Origin of the sequence: Edaphobacter lichenicola (assembly GCF_014201315.1) — a bacterium.
In the GTDB taxonomy this organism is placed as follows: domain Bacteria; phylum Acidobacteriota; class Terriglobia; order Terriglobales; family Acidobacteriaceae; genus Edaphobacter; species Edaphobacter lichenicola_B.
Genome location: NZ_JACHDY010000003.1, coordinates 49,492 through 64,464 on the forward strand (window position 1 = coordinate 49,492; position 14,973 = coordinate 64,464).

14 protein-coding genes are annotated in these 14,973 nt (G+C 59.9%); 6 read left to right on the forward strand and 8 right to left on the reverse strand.

The genetic code is table 11. The features are described from left to right. Nucleotides 1–23: 23 nt before the first annotated feature. A complete protein-coding gene (locus HDF09_RS11460; RefSeq protein ID WP_183766332.1) occupies nt 24–311 on the forward strand; it encodes a hypothetical protein in 288 nt (95 codons plus the stop codon). Between the two features lie 80 nt (nt 312–391). Here HDF09_RS11460 and HDF09_RS11465 read toward each other — a convergent pair whose 3' ends face one another. Continuing rightward, the gene (locus tag HDF09_RS11465) at nt 392–1,306 is read right to left on the reverse strand and encodes an Fpg/Nei family DNA glycosylase (RefSeq protein ID WP_183766334.1); all 915 of its coding nucleotides are present in this window, start codon (nt 1,304–1,306) and stop codon (nt 392–394) included. A 126-nt stretch (nt 1,307–1,432) separates the two neighbouring features. Beyond that, nucleotides 1,433–2,272 carry a 3-mercaptopyruvate sulfurtransferase gene (gene sseA, locus HDF09_RS11470; protein WP_183766336.1) on the reverse strand — a complete coding sequence of 280 codons (840 nt, stop codon included), beginning with the start codon at nt 2,270–2,272 and terminating at the stop codon, nt 1,433–1,435. 188 nt (nt 2,273–2,460) lie between these two features. Between sseA and HDF09_RS11475 the strand changes: the two genes are divergently transcribed. Both HDF09_RS11475 and HDF09_RS11480 read left to right on the forward strand, forming a co-directional pair. Next, the gene (locus HDF09_RS11475) at nt 2,461–4,773 is read left to right on the forward strand and encodes a TonB-dependent receptor (protein ID WP_183766338.1); all 2,313 of its coding nucleotides are present in this window, start codon (nt 2,461–2,463) and stop codon (nt 4,771–4,773) included. Between the two features lie 116 nt (nt 4,774–4,889). Continuing rightward, entirely contained in the window at nt 4,890–5,348 is a 459-nt protein-coding gene (locus HDF09_RS11480; protein WP_183766340.1) for a DsrE family protein, read from the forward strand. A 123-nt stretch (nt 5,349–5,471) separates the two neighbouring features. Here the strand turns inward: HDF09_RS11480 and HDF09_RS11485 are convergent, their stop codons facing one another. The 6 genes from HDF09_RS11485 to tilS all read right to left on the reverse strand — a co-directional run bounded on the left by HDF09_RS11485 (nt 5,472) and on the right by tilS (nt 12,942). Continuing rightward, nucleotides 5,472–6,317 carry a hypothetical protein gene (locus tag HDF09_RS11485; RefSeq protein ID WP_183766342.1) on the reverse strand — a complete coding sequence of 282 codons (846 nt, stop codon included), beginning with the start codon at nt 6,315–6,317 and terminating at the stop codon, nt 5,472–5,474. A 126-nt stretch (nt 6,318–6,443) separates the two neighbouring features. Further along, the gene (holA, locus tag HDF09_RS11490) at nt 6,444–7,709 is read right to left on the reverse strand and encodes a DNA polymerase III subunit delta (protein ID WP_183766344.1); all 1,266 of its coding nucleotides are present in this window, start codon (nt 7,707–7,709) and stop codon (nt 6,444–6,446) included. Between the two features lie 277 nt (nt 7,710–7,986). Continuing rightward, nucleotides 7,987–8,496: an LPS assembly lipoprotein LptE gene (lptE, locus tag HDF09_RS11495; protein WP_183766345.1), complete on the reverse strand. Its 510-nt coding sequence runs from the start codon at nt 8,494–8,496 to the stop codon at nt 7,987–7,989. A gap of 232 nt (nt 8,497–8,728) precedes the next feature. Continuing rightward, the gene (locus tag HDF09_RS11500; RefSeq protein WP_183766347.1) at nt 8,729–9,088 is read right to left on the reverse strand and encodes a DUF4260 domain-containing protein; all 360 of its coding nucleotides are present in this window, start codon (nt 9,086–9,088) and stop codon (nt 8,729–8,731) included. A gap of 393 nt (nt 9,089–9,481) precedes the next feature. Continuing rightward, nucleotides 9,482–11,401 carry an ATP-dependent zinc metalloprotease FtsH gene (gene ftsH, locus HDF09_RS11505; protein WP_183766349.1) on the reverse strand — a complete coding sequence of 640 codons (1,920 nt, stop codon included), beginning with the start codon at nt 11,399–11,401 and terminating at the stop codon, nt 9,482–9,484. A 497-nt stretch (nt 11,402–11,898) separates the two neighbouring features. Beyond that, a complete protein-coding gene (gene tilS / locus HDF09_RS11510) occupies nt 11,899–12,942 on the reverse strand; it encodes a tRNA lysidine(34) synthetase TilS (protein ID WP_183766351.1) in 1,044 nt (347 codons plus the stop codon). Nucleotides 12,943–13,096: 154 nt separating this feature from the next. Between tilS and HDF09_RS11515 the strand changes: the two genes are divergently transcribed. Genes HDF09_RS11515 through ispF form a run of 3 tightly spaced genes read left to right on the forward strand, consistent with a single transcriptional unit; the run spans nt 13,097 to nt 14,971 of the window. Then, complete coding sequence (locus HDF09_RS11515) at nt 13,097–13,555, forward strand: GNAT family N-acetyltransferase (RefSeq protein WP_183766353.1); 459 nt, start codon at nt 13,097–13,099, stop codon at nt 13,553–13,555. Between the two features lie 28 nt (nt 13,556–13,583). Further along, entirely contained in the window at nt 13,584–14,300 is a 717-nt protein-coding gene (ispD, locus tag HDF09_RS11520; protein ID WP_183767131.1) for a 2-C-methyl-D-erythritol 4-phosphate cytidylyltransferase, read from the forward strand. A 59-nt stretch (nt 14,301–14,359) separates the two neighbouring features. Beyond that, a complete protein-coding gene (gene ispF / locus HDF09_RS11525; protein WP_183766355.1) occupies nt 14,360–14,971 on the forward strand; it encodes a 2-C-methyl-D-erythritol 2,4-cyclodiphosphate synthase in 612 nt (203 codons plus the stop codon). Nucleotides 14,972–14,973 lie beyond the last annotated feature (2 nt).

A 14,973-nucleotide genomic window follows, 5' to 3' on the forward strand; every position in this document is an offset into this window, starting at 1 on the left:
GTAATGTTCGAGGAGGTTGGCTGATGGCGCATCTTGAACCCTGGCTTGCGGTGGGTGTGTTGCTGTCGACGGCGGCGACCGACGCTGTGTACGTGATGTTCAACGCGGCGGTTTCGTCGCAGCGACGATTGCCGGCGGCTACGTGGAGCAGCGTGTGGTATTTGTTGTCGGCGTTTGCGGTGATCAGTTATACGAAGAACTGGGTTTATGTCTGCTTTGCGGCGGTGGGGTCGTGGATTGGGGCTTATGTGTCGATGACGGTGTTGCGGCGGGCGAAGGGGCCGCGGGGGCCGGAGGCGGTTTCCTCGTGAGAGTGCAAAGCAGAACGCAGATCCCCTTCGGGGATGACAACAAGAGAGGCAACGGCGAAGACGCTTCCACTGGCTGCGGATCAGCGTTTTTTGAGGGCTTCGAGCTCGTCGAGGGTTCGGGGCCAGTCTTTGCCGAGGAGGCGGGAGAGGCTTCGGTCGGCGAGGACTTTGCCTCCGGTCTGGCATTGGGCGCAGTAGTTGGTCTCGTTGTCGGCGTAGCGGATGCGCTGGATGGGCTGGCCGCAGGTGGGGCAGGGTTGGCCGAAGCGTCCGTGGACGGCCATGTCTTTGCGGAAGGCTGTGACTTTTTCGGGGAAGGCCTGGGCGGCTTCGGTGGTGAGGCGAGCTATCCAGAGCTGCATGGTGTCGCGGGTGGCGTTGTAGAGGCGCTGCCACTGCTCTGGACTTAGCTTCGCGGTTTGGAGGATGGGGGAGAGCTGGGCTGCGTGGAGGATCTCGTCGGAGTAGGCGTTGCCGATGCCGGAGAGGATGCGCGGGTCGGTGAGGGCTCGCTTGAGGGTGCGGTTTTCGGTGGTGAGGGCGGCGCGGAAGTCTTCGAGGTTGGCGATGAAGGTGTTGCGTTCGAAGAGTTCGAGGCCGCCGGGGTCGATCTGTTGGGCGGCGGCTTGGTTGGCGAAGAGGTGGAGGGAGGCTCGGCGCTTGGAGCCGGCTTCGGTGAGGACGAGCGAGCCGTTGGGGAGGTCGAAGGCGGCGAGGTTGTTGCGGCCGCCGAGTTTGGCTCCGAGGGGACGCCAGTGGAGACGGCCGGCGATCATGAGGTGAAGGACTAGCCAGATGCCGTTGTCGAACTCGAAGACGATGCGTTTGCCGATGCGGTGGAGAGCGGTGATGGTGTGGCCTTCGATCTCCTTGAGGGATGGGCGGACGGTGCGGAGGAGGAAGGGGCTGGCCAGGCGGAGGTGGGTGAGGGGCTGGCCGAGAATGCGTGGCTCGAGTGCGGAGAGGTAGGCCGTGATGTCGGGTAGCTCTGGCATGGGCGTCAGCCTCGGATGAATTGTAGCGGAGGAGAGCGGTTGTCCCGTGGACGAGGCCTACAGATCGGAATCGATGTGAGAGGTACTCGGCGTGGCGTGCGGTTTCCCTGTGGTGGTTGTTGAGGGCTAGTCTTTTTCAATGATGGCGTCGGGTTGTTGGGCGTACTCGGCCCAGGAGCCGTCGTAGAGGCTTACCTCCTTTGCGCCGGCGAGTTCGAGGCCGAGGGCGATGACGGCAGCGGTGACTCCGGAGCCGCAGGTGGTGGTGATGGGTTGGTGCAGGTCGATCTTTTTTGCGGCGAAGAGTTCGCGGAGTTTGTCTGTGGGTTTTAGGCGGCCGTCTTCTACGAGTTCGGTGAAGGGGATGCTGGTGGCTCCGGGCATGTGGCCGGAGGAGAGGTTGGGGCGTGGCTCGGGTGCTGTGCCGTTGAAGCGGGCGGCGGAGCGGGCGTCGAGAATTTGTTTTTGGTTGGTGCTGAGTTTGACTTTGAGTTGGGCGAGGTTCTTTACGGCTTCGTGGTTGAGCTTGGCGTGGAAGCTGGCGGGTGCGCGGTGGGCGGGGCCGGATTCTGTTGGGAGGCCGGCTTCGGTCCAGGCGCGGAGGCCGCCGTCGAGGATGTGAACGTTTTCTGCGCCCATGGTGCGGAGCATCCACCAGGCTCGCGGGGCGGAGAAGACGCTTTCTTGCTCGTAGATGACGATGGTGGCGGTGTCGGCGACGCCGAGGGTGGACATGCTGCGGGAGAAGGCTTCGGCTGTGGGTAGCATATGGGGGAGCGGGGTGGAGTGGTCGGAGAGGTCTTCGATGTCGAAGAAGAGGGCGCCGGGGATGTGGTTAGCGAGATAGCGGGCGCGGGTGTCGATGGGGGGCGTCACTCCTACGGGCGGGAGGGTGGCGTCGAGGATGATGGTGTTGGGATCCTGGAGGCGAGTGGACAGCCATTCGGGGGTGACTAGGGGATTCATGAGACTAGATTACTGTGTGGGTGGCTGAGGAAGAGGGTGGAGGACAAGTGTGGTCGTCCTTTGGACGATGTCCACATCTGGAGAATCGAGATGGCACCCGGCGGAGGTCGGACGCCGACGGATAGTAAGCTTGGGTTCAGCGATGTGCGTTTTTGTGCGCCTGATGGGATAGGCCCAGGGGTGCTTCCATGAAGAGATGGGTCATTGCAATCTGTTTCGTTGCGCTGCCTGCGCTGAGCCAGGTAAATAACGGCGAATTGCATGTGGCGATCACGGATCCGTCGGGCCATCCTGTGAAGACATCGTTTGCTGTGACGAGCACGGGGAATCAGTATGCGAATACGCTGAGCACTGACGCTTCGGGGCGGGTGGCGGTGAAGACGCTGCCTTACGGGCTGTATGTGATTCGCGTGCAGGAGCCGGGATTCAACCCGGTGGTGCGGGCAGTTGAAGTGCGGTCGTCGATTCCGGCGGAGTGCGATATTCACCTCGCGATTGCTCAATTGGCAACGATGGTGAATGTGGAGGACTCGGGTACGCTGATCGATCCTCATAGCTCGTCTTCGACTATGCAGATTGGTTCGAAGCAGATTGAGGAGCGATTGATTTCGCTGCCGGGCAGGTCCGTGCAGGATCTGGTGAACTCGCAGCCTGGCTGGCTGTATGAGGGGAATGCGGTGTTGCATCCTCGTGGGTCGGAGTACCAGACACAGTTTGTGATTGATGGAATTCCACTGACGGATAATCGCTCGCCCAGCTTTGGCCCTGAGGTTGAAGCGGATGATGTGAATTCGATGAGTATCTATACGGCGGGTTTTCCGGCGGAGTATGGGCGGAAGATGGGTGGCGTCGTCGAGATCAATACGAAGAGAGAGACAAACGCTGGACTGCATGGGCAATTTGTTCTCTCTGGTGGCAGCTATGACGCGGCGGCTGGGTTTGGTCATGTGCAGGATGTCTGGGGTAAGAACACGTTAGGTGGAACGGCATCGGGTAGTATGACCAGCCGCTACCTGAATCCGGTGGTTCCGGAGAACTTTACGAATAAGGGAACGACGGGGGACTTTTCTGTCAGGTACGAGCGTGATTTTACGGAGAAGGATCGGCTGAGTGCGACTGTGCGGCACGAACTTTCGCGCTTTCTGATTCCGAACGAGTTGCTGCAGCAGGATGCGGGACAGATGCAGAACGGTGATAACTTCGAGACCCTGGGGGCGATGAGTTATCAACATATTTTTTCGCCGGTGGTGCTGGGGACTCTTGCCGGCATGGTGCGGGATAACGCGAATAACCTCTATTCCAATGAGGATTCGACACCGATTCTTGCTTTTCAACATAACTATTTCCGCGAGGGATACTTCAAGGGAACTTTGTCTGTCCACCACGACAATCAGGAGTGGAAGGGTGGGGTAGAGTCGGACGCGACGTTTCTTCACGAACAGTTCAATTACAGGATTACTGATCCTGATCAGTCTGATGACGGGGCGCCGAATCGACTCTCGTTTGCGGAGCAGCGGCCTGACCTGGAGCAATCTGCTTTTGTTGAGGACCTGGTCCGGTTGGGAGAGTGGACTGTCAGTGCGGGCTTGCGGTGGGATCATTATCAATTGTTATTGAATGAGAGTGCCTTCAGTCCGCGGCTGTCGGTAGGGCGGTATCTGCCTAAGGCGAACATGGTTCTTCATGCAGCTTATGACCGTGTCTTTCAGACGCCTTCATTTGAAAATATTCTGCTGTCCAGCTCTCCGCAGGTAGCTTCGCTGAACCCTCGTTTTTTGAGATTGCCGGTGCAGCCTTCGAAAGGGAACTACTACGAGGGCGGTCTTATCAAGGGTTTCTCTGAAAAGCTGCGGGTTAGTGTGAACTTCTATCGCCGCGATGTCAGGAACTTTGCCGATGATGATCAGCTTTTGAATACGGGAGTTAGTTATCCCATCGCGTTTGATAAGGCTGTTATCTATGGCGCCGAGGGGAAGCTGGACGTTGTTCAGTGGGGCAAGCTTACCGGTTTTGTCAGCTATTCCTATATGGTAGCGAACGCGTGGTTTCCGGTTACCGGGGGTCTATTTCTTGGCGACGATGCGGGTAACGCAGAGACTGAGCTGGCGGGGCATTTTCCGGTTTCGCAGGATCAGCGCAATACGTTGCGGATGCGATTCAAGTATGAGTTGATGCCGCGGTTGTGGGTTGCCGGCGGGCTGACCTTCGGATCAGGTTTACCGTTTGAGTATGGAGGGACGGAGGAGATGGCGCTGTCTCAATATGGGCCGCAGGTGGTCGGTCGGCTTAACTTCGAGCGCGGTAGGGTTGATCCGGCGTTGGCTGTCAGTGCTTCGTTGGGTGCGGACCTGATCAAGTCGGAGAAGTGTGTGACGCGGATTCAGGTGGATGGGGACAACTTGAATAGTCGGCTGAATGTGCTTGACTTTGGAGGGCTGTTTTCGGGGAATGCGATTGCGCCGGGGCGTAGTGTCTATGCGCGGCTGTCGGTTAGTTTTTAGTTGGAGAACGGTCGTTCTTTGGACGATGCCCACATCTCAAAATCGAGATATATGGGCACCCGGCGGATGCTGTCGACGAGGGGTAGGTATAAGATTCTCCGTCAAAGGAGAAACTCATGGTGCGTCGACTCTTCCTGTCACGATTTGCGCAATTGGCGGCTCTTCCTTTCGCTTTTGGTGGTCGTTCTCTTGTGGGGCAAGCTCCGCGCAAGACGCTGAAGATCATGATGAAGAGCGCGTGGGGTTCCGACGATCCGACCAAGGCGGCGTTCCCCTTTCTGCATGGGATGGCACTTGCGGAGGCTGGACACGAGGTGCAGATTTTTCTGCTGGGGGAGGCGGTTGGGCTGATGCGAAAGACGCTTGCCAACGCGGTTACTCCGGTTGGATGGCCGCCTGTTGGTGAGACGCTGGATAAGCTCGCTGCGAAGCATATTCAGATCTACGCTTGTGGGGCGTGCTCTCGTGCCAGAGGGGTGACTGAGGTGGATCTGAATAACTATGGGGCGAAGTTTGGGAACCCGACGATATTTGTGTCGCTGGTGGAGTGGGCGGATCGGGTGATCACGGAGTAGTGTGTGGAGTTGGAGTGCGGTCGTCCTTCGGACGATGCCCACACATCAAAATCGATGTATGGGGCACCCGGTGGTGTAATCGTCTTGCGGTGACTCTACGCGGGGTGGCCCCGATAGACCTAATTATTTAAGAGTTTGGACGAAGGCCCAGAAATCTTTGTTGTTTTTGAGTTTTAGGATGGAGTCGTCCTTGGTTGGGTCGGGGAGATGCTCACCGGGGATTGTGTTAGCTTTGTGGTCGAAGGCTTGCTGGAGGTGGAGCTTTGCGTCGGCGGCTTTGCCTTCTTCGGCGTCGGCGCAGGCGAGGTTGTAGTAATTAAGGGGATAGTCGGGGTCGGACTTGACAGCTTCCTGAAGGACCTTACGAGCGCCGCCTACATCACCAGAGATGCCTAGAGCCATTCCCATCTCGTCCGTTGCGATGCGGCGCTGTGTTTGGTGGGCCTTATCGTTTGGGATGGACTGCAAATAGTCAGCGTAAATCGGAGCTGAAGCTTTGTACTGCTGATTCCGGTACAGGATTTCTGCGTATATGAATTTATCGCTGCTAGTTGGGACATAGGCCGCGTCGTATTTTTGACGCGTTAGAAAAGAGGATGCCTTGTCCAAATTGAGCTTTGTTTCCGGATCGGAGTACAGCTCAATAGAAAGGCATTGATCGGTACTACCGTAGAAACCGTAGAGGTACTGTCCGTTTTTTCCTGAGACCAGCATTGTGGCAATCGTCCGATCGTCCTTGCCGTCAGGATTCAACTTGACGTCTTTGAAGTTCGGCCCCATGCTCTTCTGAACTTGATCAAGTTCGCCTTGCCGACATGCCGCGGCATTTCCGCGCGGCTCCTTTGGCGCAAGGAAGAGAAACAACAGGGCCACAGTGTTCCCTTTGTCATGAACTCTAAGTCCGAGTTCGGCGCCGCCAGGCTTGGCTGAGCTCTGGATTACTTTGAAACCGTTGAGATCGAGAACCATGGCTCCCGGATGGGAGGGCAATGCAAAGGTCTGTGTTTGAGAGTGAGCTACGAGAGGAAGCAGAACCATACTAGAGAGTGCAGTTCGAAGATGTTTGAGGCTCAAGTGTGGCTCCGAAGATTGTCGTTACAGTTCCATGGCGAATTGGTGGGTGGGGTCGTAGGGGGTGGGTTTGGGTTCGGTGGAGAGGTCGAGGATGAGGCGCTCGAGGACGAGGAGTTTGTTGGCGGGGGAGCTGCGGAGTTCGAGGTCGGCGCGGGCTACTAGGCGAATGGCGCGGGTTAGCTCGCGGCGGGATTTGTAGCGGCGGGCCTGCTTGATGAGGTCTTCGGCGGCGAAGGGGGGCATGCGGAAGCCCTGCCATAAGACCTGCCAGATGGCGCGGGGGTCGCGCACGTTTTTTTCCGAGATGATGAGCATCTGGCGGAAGGTGCGGGCGAGCATGTAGAGATGGCCGATGGCGGCGTCTTCGCCACCGTCGGAGGCGTTGAGGAGGCCGTGGAGGAGGAGGAGTGCGCGGGGGCGGTCCTTGGCGGAGATGGCGTCGGTGAGCTCGTAGAGGGAGCGCTGTTTGGCGGCGAGGACCATGGTTTCGACATCGCCGAGGGTGACGCGGTTTTTGGTGAGGGGGGTTGTGTTTGTTTCCGGTGAGGTTCGTGGCGCTTCGGACGAAATGCGGGGGTCCCTCCACTGCGCGCTGCGCGCTTCGGTCGGGATGACGCCTTCTATTGGCTGGGCGGCGGGGCCGGAGACGTAGAGGAGGAGCTTTTCGAACTCGCTGGCGATGAGCATCATGTCGGCGCCGAGGGAGTCGACCAGCTCGCGGGCGGCGTCGGGGTCGAACTTTATGTTGCGGGATTCGGCGGTGGTGGTGACCCACTTGATGGCGTCGTTCTCGTCGACGCGGGCGAGTTCTACGGTGCCGCACCAGTCGCCGAGGGTCTCGCGGATCTTTTCGAAGCGCTCCTTGTCCTGGTAGTCCATCTTGCGGAGGTCGGTGGGGATGCGGAGGTGGTCGGCGACGAAGAGGAGGAGGGCTTGAGGATTGGGCGCGCGGAAGTAGGCGTCGATGGCTGCGAACTCTTCTTTTTTGCTGCCGCGGCCGTAGAGGGTTTTGAGGTTGCGGACGAAGAGGACCTGGAAGGGCGCCATGAGGGAGGGGGTCTGGGCGCGGTCGAGGACCTCGAAGATGCTGGTCTCGGCGAGGTCGAGGTCGTGGAGGCAGAAGTCGCGGGTGTCTTCGGGGGCGAGCGTGGCGAGGACGGCTTTGCGGCAGCGGTCGTAGAGGAAGACCTCGTCGCCGAGGAGGATGTAGGCGGGGCGGAGGGTAGCTGGGGAGGCGATCTCTGTGACGAAGCGATCGACGCTGGCGAAGGACTTGAGAGAAGCCATTGCTAGGCAGTCTCCGTTCTACGAATCCGTTTTAGGGTAAACAGGAGTACAGGAAAGAGGAGCAGGGTATAGACGGCGACGTTTAACCAAATGACGGTCGTGATCATATCGCCCTCTATGTCGCCCGTGAATTGGCTTCCAAAAAATCTGCGACACAGAAGCGAGCCCGGCTCCATGATGTGTATAAGGGGGCTAAAAGAACCAAGGACGCCTGCCGCAGTGAGCAGACACGCCAGCAAGAGCGCAAGCACAACGGAAAGAGTGATCCTCTTGATCATCAGAACGACTCCAGCATATCGCTTACGACGGCCTGGGCGAAGTCTTTTGCGACACGGTTGACGGCGTGGTTATCTTCCTGGATGAAGCCGGAGAGGTCCTGGGTGGATTGGTACTGCTCGCGGTAGACGAAGGCGTCGTTGCGGTAGAGGGTGTGGCCGTCGTGGGCAGTGAGGAGGACTTTGGCGGTGATGGTGATGAGGTAGCTGGAGGATTGGCCGGTGGCGCCGTCGTAGGTGAGGGGGGCGACGGTCTGGGTGAGGATGGTGCCGTGGAGGGTGGCGTCGGCGGAGTCTGAGTCGGAGGTGAGGATGTGGTAGCGGGTGCGGGTGTTGAGCTCGCGGATGGTGGCCTGGGTGAAGGCCATCTCGGTGTGGAAGGCCTGGGCGTTGGTGGCGAAGACGGGGACGGCGAGGGTGCGGACGCTGGCGGGGATGTGGGTCGCGGAGCCGGTCTGGTGGTAGCCGCAGCCGGTGAGCGTGAGGAGGAGGATCGGGGTGAGGAGGCGCATGCGTCTGTCTTCTATTGTCGCATTGGTGCGGTAGCGGGGTTTTTGTGGGGATTTTTTTTGAGGGTGGTGGTGGGGGTGGAGAAAGGGCGTTTTTGCTGGGGGTTTTTGAAAATAGTGGTGTTTGGACGTGGTGTTTTGGTGGTGAGAACGTGGTGGATTGCGTGGTGAATGTGGTGTTTTGGATGGCGAGTTTTGAGGGGCGAAAGATGTGACACGATTTTGAACTTTATTTTTAGGGGATGTGCTGGAGGTGGGTGTCCTTGAAGAAGGTGGGGTATTTGAGGCCGAAGCCGAGGAGGCGGTCGAGGGCGATGTGGGCGATCCAGATGAGGACTATGGCAGGGGCCGCGTGCCAGTGCAGGAGATAACCTGCGAGGAGAAGGGTGATGGGGAGCCAGAGGGTGTGGACAAGGTTGTAAGTCGCTGCGCCTGCGCGGGGGTTGAGGAGGTAGCCGAACATGAAGAGGTCGGGAGCGAGAAAGAGGAGGGCGAAGAGGAGCCAGCTGTAGTGGAGGTGGTGGTAGGCGAAGAGGACGGCGGCGAGGAGGAAGGCTTCTTCGATGCGGATGAGGAGGGATGGGCGGGTGAGCATGTGATGTTTATATCGTGGTCTTTGAGGGAGGGTTCGGGGATTTGACGTCGGGCGGAATGAAAGAAGTAAACGCAGATCCCCTTCGGGGATGACAGCAAGAAAAGCAACGGCTGAAGCATTGGTTGAAAGATCCGCAAGGTTGTTGTTGGCGGGCTTCTTCGGGATCCTTCACTGCGTTCAGGATGACAGCAAGAACAACAGCAACAGCAAGAGCAACGGCAACGGCGTGCTGCGCGCACGGCGCGATCTGCCATCGAGGCTGACGCGCCTTCGGCGCCATTTTTTTTCTGGGGTTGGGGGAAAGGAAATGGCAGCCTTTGCGGCTGCCATTCTTTGCTTCGCTTGTTGTTTCGCTGACTTGCTGACTCGCTGGCTTGCTTGTTTTCCAGCTTGCTATGCGGGGCTTGGTTGGCCTTCGCCGAAGCCGGGTTTGCGTCCGCCCTCGGGCTTGAGGATCTTCTGGGTTTCTCCGCCGGGGCCTGGGTCTACGCCGGAGAGCGCGGACTTGGCGGCGGGGAGTTCCTTGCCTTCGATGATCAGCTTGATCTCGGCGGCGTCCAGGGTCTCGCGCTCCAACAGGGCGGCTGCCATGCGGTGCATGATGTCCTGGTTGGACTCGAGGATGGTGTAGGCAGACTTATAGCCGGCATCCACGAAGAAGCGGACTTCGGCGTCGATCTGCTTGGCGGTGTCGTCGGAGAAGTCGCGGTGCTGGGCGATCTCGCGGCCGAGGAAGATCTGCTCTTCCTTCTTGCCGAAGGTCATGGGACCCATCTTCGACATACCGAACTCGCAGACCATCTTGCGGGCCAGCTCTGTGGCGCGCTCGATGTCGTTGCCTGCACCGGTGGTCATCTGCTTGAGGAAGATCTCTTCGGCGCAGCGTCCGCCCATGAGGGTGGCCATGCGGGTTTCGAGATAGTCCTTGGTGACGGTGTGCTGGTCTTCCTCGGGGAGGTAGACGGTGACGCCGAGCGCCATGCCGCGGGGGATGATGGTGACCTTGTGGAGCGGGTCAGAGTGCTCGCGGAGGGCAGAGACGAGGGTGTGACCGGCCTCGTGATAGGCGGTGACGCGCTTCTCTTCATCGGTGAGGAGCATGGATTTGCGCTCGGCACCCATCATCACCTTGTCCTTGGCTACTTCGAAGTCATACATGTGGACTGACTTTCTGTTGTAGCGGGCGGCGGTGAGGGCGGCCTCGTTGACCATGTTGGCGAGGTCGGCTCCCGAGAAGCCCGGGGTTCCACGAGCGAGGATGTTGAGGTTCACATCTTCGGCCATGGGGACCTTCTTCGAGTGAACCTTGAGGACCTCTTCGCGGCCACGGATGTCGGGACGATCGACGATCACGCGACGATCAAAGCGGCCGGGGCGGAGGAGAGCGGGGTCGAGAACGTCGGGGCGGTTGGTCGCGGCGACGAGGATGACTCCGTCGTTGGACTCGAAGCCGTCCATCTCGACGAGAAGCTGGTTGAGGGTCTGCTCACGCTCATCGTGTCCGCCGCCGAGGCCTGCGCCGCGGTGACGGCCGACTGCGTCGATCTCGTCGATGAAGATGATGCAGGGAGCGTTCTTTTTGCCCTGCTCGAAGAGGTCGCGGACGCGGGATGCGCCGACGCCGACGAACATTTCAACGAAGTCAGAGCCGGAGATGGAGAAGAAGGGAACGTTCGCTTCGCCAGCTACTGCACGGGCGAGGAGGGTTTTGCCGGTGCCCGGAGGTCCGACGAGGAGAACGCCCTTGGGAATGCGGCCACCGAGGCGCTGGAACTTCTGCGCTTCGCGGAGGAACTCGATGATCTCCTTGAGCTCTTCCTTGGCTTCATCGACGCCAGCGACATCCTTGAAGGTGATCTTCTTCTGTTGCATGGAGAGCAGGCGGGCGCGCGACTTGCCGAAGCTCATGGCCTTGTTTCCGCCGGACTGCATCTGGCGGAGGAGGAAGAACCAGAGGCCGAGGAGCAGGGCGAAGGGCGCGATCGAGATCAACAGGCTGAGCCACTGGTTGGGGCTCTGGTCTTTGATGGTGATGTTGACGCCGTGATCGCGGAGCGTCTTGTACATGTCGGGGTAGTTGCCCGGGATGGTGGTGTGGAACTGGTTCTTGTCGTCACGGTAGTGGCCGGTGACTTCAGCGCCGTTGACCACGACGTCCTGGATCTTGCCCTGGTCGGCGTCGTTGAGTAACTGGGTCAGGCTGATGTTCTTCTCCTGGGTGCCGCCAGTTGTTTTGACGACAACCTGCCAGAGGAAGACCAAGCAGGTGATCATGAAGACCCAGATCAGAATTTGTTTGACGGTCGAGTTCAATCGAATTTCCTCATTTTTCTAGTCTGCAGCGGCCTCAAAATCGACTGGCGCTTGTCAGACCCAGTCTTCGCAAGCGAAGACATACTACGGTTAGACGACGACGGTGAGGGAAGGTTCTGTGCTGTTGGGATGACCCTGATTGTCAGCAAAAAGCCCTGCCTCGGTCAAGTAGTTAGATTCTACTCTTGGTCTCGGGGATTCGTGGGTTTAGAGCTGGAAATAATGATGTGACTTTAGGGTGATGGGGGATGGGGTGGTTTGGGGGTGTTCGTGCCTTGGTGAGCCTGCGGGCTGGTGCTCGAGGGTGAGAGTTCGAGAGCTGAGGAGGGTGAGGAAGAGATTCCCTCCGAAACGAAAGGCAGACCTCAGCGGCTAAAGCCGCAGTGCAATCAAAGCACTTGCGGCACGGCTTAAGCCGTGCCCTTAAGCAAAGCAGACTTTTTCAGCAGCCTCTAGACCCTCTGTTTTGCCGTCGCGTTGTGGTTATTGCTGGAGGGTTATTGTTGGCGGTAGAGGCGGAGTTCGCGGGGGGAGCGGTCGGCACGGAGGCCGCTGGGCAGGTGGAGGGAGGAGCCGGTGCGGGCGGCTACGGTGGGGTCGGCGCGAAAGCCGCAGAGGGCGAGGAGGCGTGCGGTCTCGTCGAAGGTGAGGCGGGCTCCCAGTTGGCGGGCGGCGGCGCGGAGGACTCGGCGGCGGAGGGCTGGGTCGAGGGGGCGGAGGCGGTCTAGTTCGATGGAGACTTCGGAATGGGATCGGCCGGGGGTGGTGCTGACGGCGCGGCCTCCTCCGCGAACGGGTTTGCCGGGGAGGAGGAGTTGGGGGAGGAGGCGGTTTAGTTCTGTTTGCCAGCGGGACTCTTCTTCGCGGGCCAGCTCGGCCATGTTGGCCAGGGTCTGGTCGAGGTTTGGGTTGTAGGCGCGGAGTTGGGGGAGGAGCTCGTGGCGGATTTTGTTGCGAGTGTAGGCGGTGTCGGTGTTGGTGGAGTCTTCGCGCCAGGGCTGGTTGATGGATTTCAGGAAGGACTCGATTTCGGCGCGGCGGGTTTGCAGGAAGGGGCGGAGGATCTTTCCTTTTGGCTGGGTGATGGTCGGATGGATGGCGCTTAGGCCTTCGGTCCAGGCTCCGCGGAGGATCTTCAAGAGGACTGTTTCGGATTGGTCGTCGAGGGTGTGGGCGGTGAGGATGGTGTCGGCGTGGCCTGAGGTTAGGAGAGTGGTGAAGATTTCGTAGCGGAGGTTGCGGGCGGCCTCTTCGATGGTCTCGTGTGTTTGAGCGACACGGTTGGGGACGCTGGCTTGGTGGAGATGCAGGGGGATGTCGTGGGCGATGCAGAGGTCTTCGACGAAGCGTTGGTCGGCGTCGGCCTCTTCGCCGCGGAGGCCGTGATGGACGTGGACGGCGGAGAGGCCGATGCCGAGGGACTCGCGTGCGGCGTGGAGGGTCAGGAGGAGGGCTACGGAGTCTGCTCCGCCGGAGAGGGCTGCGCAGAGACGGTCACCGGGTTGGATTTGGGAGCGGTCGAAGGGGAGGGTGGGGGGCATTGTGTCTATGTTAGTTGCCTGGAAGGATCATGTCCTGCCGGATGGGCCCACTACGCGTGGGGCGGCCACTTCGTGGCGTGTATACCTTGTCTTGGTGAAGGATAGATAGCGGTCCTTCCGTTGGTCGGAGGAATGATCTTTTTATACTGGATGCATGTTCGAGACGAGGTTGGCTACGGTTGAGGATGCGGAGTTGATTGCTCGGCAGCGGCGACAGATGTTTGTGGATGCGGGGCAGGCGGAGGACGCAGGGCTGCAGGCGATGATGGAGAACTTTGTGGCCTGGGTTCGGCCTCGGTTGAGGGATGGCAGCTACGTTGGGTGGATGGTGGAGGATGCGGGCCGCGTGGTGGCGGGGGCGGGGATGTGGATGATGGAGTTTCCTCCGCACTGGATGGATGCGCAGCCGATGCGGGCGTATCTGCTGAACTTTTATGTGGAGCCGGAGGCGCGCGGGAAGGGGTTGGCTTATCGGCTGCTGAAGACTTCGGTGGAGGCGGCGCGGGGGCGGGGAGTGAAGGTGGTCTCGCTGCATGCTTCGAAGTTCGGCAGGCCGATCTATGAGCGGAATGGGTTTGAAGAGTCGACTGAGATGATGCTGCGGCTGGAGTAGTGCGCGCATCTTGTATACTTCGCAGGTTATGCGAGTCTTTGTGATTCTTCCAGCAGCAGGTATCGGGACGCGGATGGCCGCGGGGGGTGCGTCGACGCCGGCGCCGAAACAGTTTCTTGCCATTGGCGGAGTGCCGGTGCTGGTGCGGTCGGTGCGGGCATTTCTTGCGGTGCCGCGCGTGGATGCGGTTTGTCTCGCCGTACGGGCGCATGAGCGGGAGCGAGTGGAGGCGCAGATGGTGGAGTACAAGCTGGGGCCGCGCGTGCATATGGTGGAGGGCGGGGATGATCGGCAGCATTCGGTGGGGAATGCGCTGGCTGCGCTGGAGTGCGACGTCGACGATGTGGTGCTGGTGCATGATGCGGTGAGGCCGCTGATCGATCCGGCGACGATTGAGCGGACGATCGATGCGGTGGTGAGGCATGGGGCGGCGATTGTGGGGCTGCCGGCGGTGGATACGATCAAACAGGTGGAGCGGACGGCGGATGGGGCGATTGTGACGGCGACGATTCCGAGAGAGCGGATTGTGCAGGCGCAGACGCCGCAGGGCGCTCGATTTGGGCTGCTGAGGGCGGCGTTTGTGGAGGCTGAGGCCGATGGGTTTTCGGGGACGGACGAGGCTAGTCTGCTGGAGCGGGCCGGGGTGGAGGTGGCTGTGGTGCAGGGATCGGCGAGGAACTTCAAAATTACGCAGCCGGGGGATATTGAACTGGCGGAGTTTTATTTGGGGCAGGGGAAGGCTTGACGGATCTGCGTTGCGTTTGTCGTCACTCCGCGATTTTGGGAAGCATGGGAAGATAGCTTATGGGTATGAGGATTGGTTACGGGTTTGACTCGCATGCGTTCACGGCGGGTGTGCCGCTGGTGATTGGCGGACTTGCGATTGAGCATCCTGAGGGGCTGGCTGGGCACTCGGATGGCGATGTGCTGCTGCATGCGATTACGGATGCGCTGCTGGGCGCGGTGAGCGCGGGGGATATCGGCACGTTCTTTCCGCCGAGCGATCCGCGGTGGAAGGGTGCGGCTTCGAGTGTATTTCTGCAGACCGCGCTCGAAGAGGTGGCGACGGCTGGGTACAAGATCGTGAACATCGATACGGTGCTGGTGATGGCTAAGCCGAAGATTGTGCCGATTGCGGGGGAGTTGCGGGAGAGCGTTGCGGCGCTGCTGGGCGTGAAGCCGGGTGAGGTGGGGATCAAGGCGAAGACGCCGGAGGGTTTGAACCAGGATAACGTTGCGGTGGCGCATGTGACGGTGCTGCTGGAGAGTCTGGGGATTCCGGAGCCGGTGGGGGCTATGGCTGCTTCGGCTGAGAGTGAGATCGATGTGGTGGTGAAGACGCTGGTGGGGGAGTCGCGGGGTGTTTCGGCGCTGGGCCGGAAGGTGACTCCGTTTGATACGGATGATCTGACGTAGCA

What these genes read in the sequence shown, in the direction of transcription:
- HDF09_RS11460 (WP_183766332.1), top strand. Translation starts at nt 24, where the DNA reads ATGGCGCATCTTGAACCCTGGCTTGCGGTGGGTGTGTTGCTGTCGACG.
- HDF09_RS11465 (WP_183766334.1), bottom strand. Translation starts at nt 1,306, where the DNA reads ATGCCAGAGCTACCCGACATCACGGCCTACCTCTCCGCACTCGAGCCA.
- sseA (WP_183766336.1), bottom strand. Translation starts at nt 2,272, where the DNA reads ATGAATCCCCTAGTCACCCCCGAATGGCTGTCCACTCGCCTCCAGGAT.
- HDF09_RS11475 (WP_183766338.1), top strand. Translation starts at nt 2,461, where the DNA reads ATGAAGAGATGGGTCATTGCAATCTGTTTCGTTGCGCTGCCTGCGCTG.
- HDF09_RS11480 (WP_183766340.1), top strand. Translation starts at nt 4,890, where the DNA reads ATGGTGCGTCGACTCTTCCTGTCACGATTTGCGCAATTGGCGGCTCTT.
- HDF09_RS11485 (WP_183766342.1), bottom strand. Translation starts at nt 6,317, where the DNA reads ATGGTTCTCGATCTCAACGGTTTCAAAGTAATCCAGAGCTCAGCCAAG.
- holA (WP_183766344.1), bottom strand. Translation starts at nt 7,709, where the DNA reads ATGGCTTCTCTCAAGTCCTTCGCCAGCGTCGATCGCTTCGTCACAGAG.
- lptE (WP_183766345.1), bottom strand. Translation starts at nt 8,496, where the DNA reads ATGCGCCTCCTCACCCCGATCCTCCTCCTCACGCTCACCGGCTGCGGC.
- HDF09_RS11500 (WP_183766347.1), bottom strand. Translation starts at nt 9,088, where the DNA reads ATGCTCACCCGCCCATCCCTCCTCATCCGCATCGAAGAAGCCTTCCTC.
- tilS (WP_183766351.1), bottom strand. Translation starts at nt 12,942, where the DNA reads ATGCCCCCCACCCTCCCCTTCGACCGCTCCCAAATCCAACCCGGTGAC.
- HDF09_RS11515 (WP_183766353.1), top strand. Translation starts at nt 13,097, where the DNA reads ATGTTCGAGACGAGGTTGGCTACGGTTGAGGATGCGGAGTTGATTGCT.
- ispD (WP_183767131.1), top strand. Translation starts at nt 13,584, where the DNA reads ATGCGAGTCTTTGTGATTCTTCCAGCAGCAGGTATCGGGACGCGGATG.
- ispF (WP_183766355.1), top strand. Translation starts at nt 14,360, where the DNA reads ATGGGTATGAGGATTGGTTACGGGTTTGACTCGCATGCGTTCACGGCG.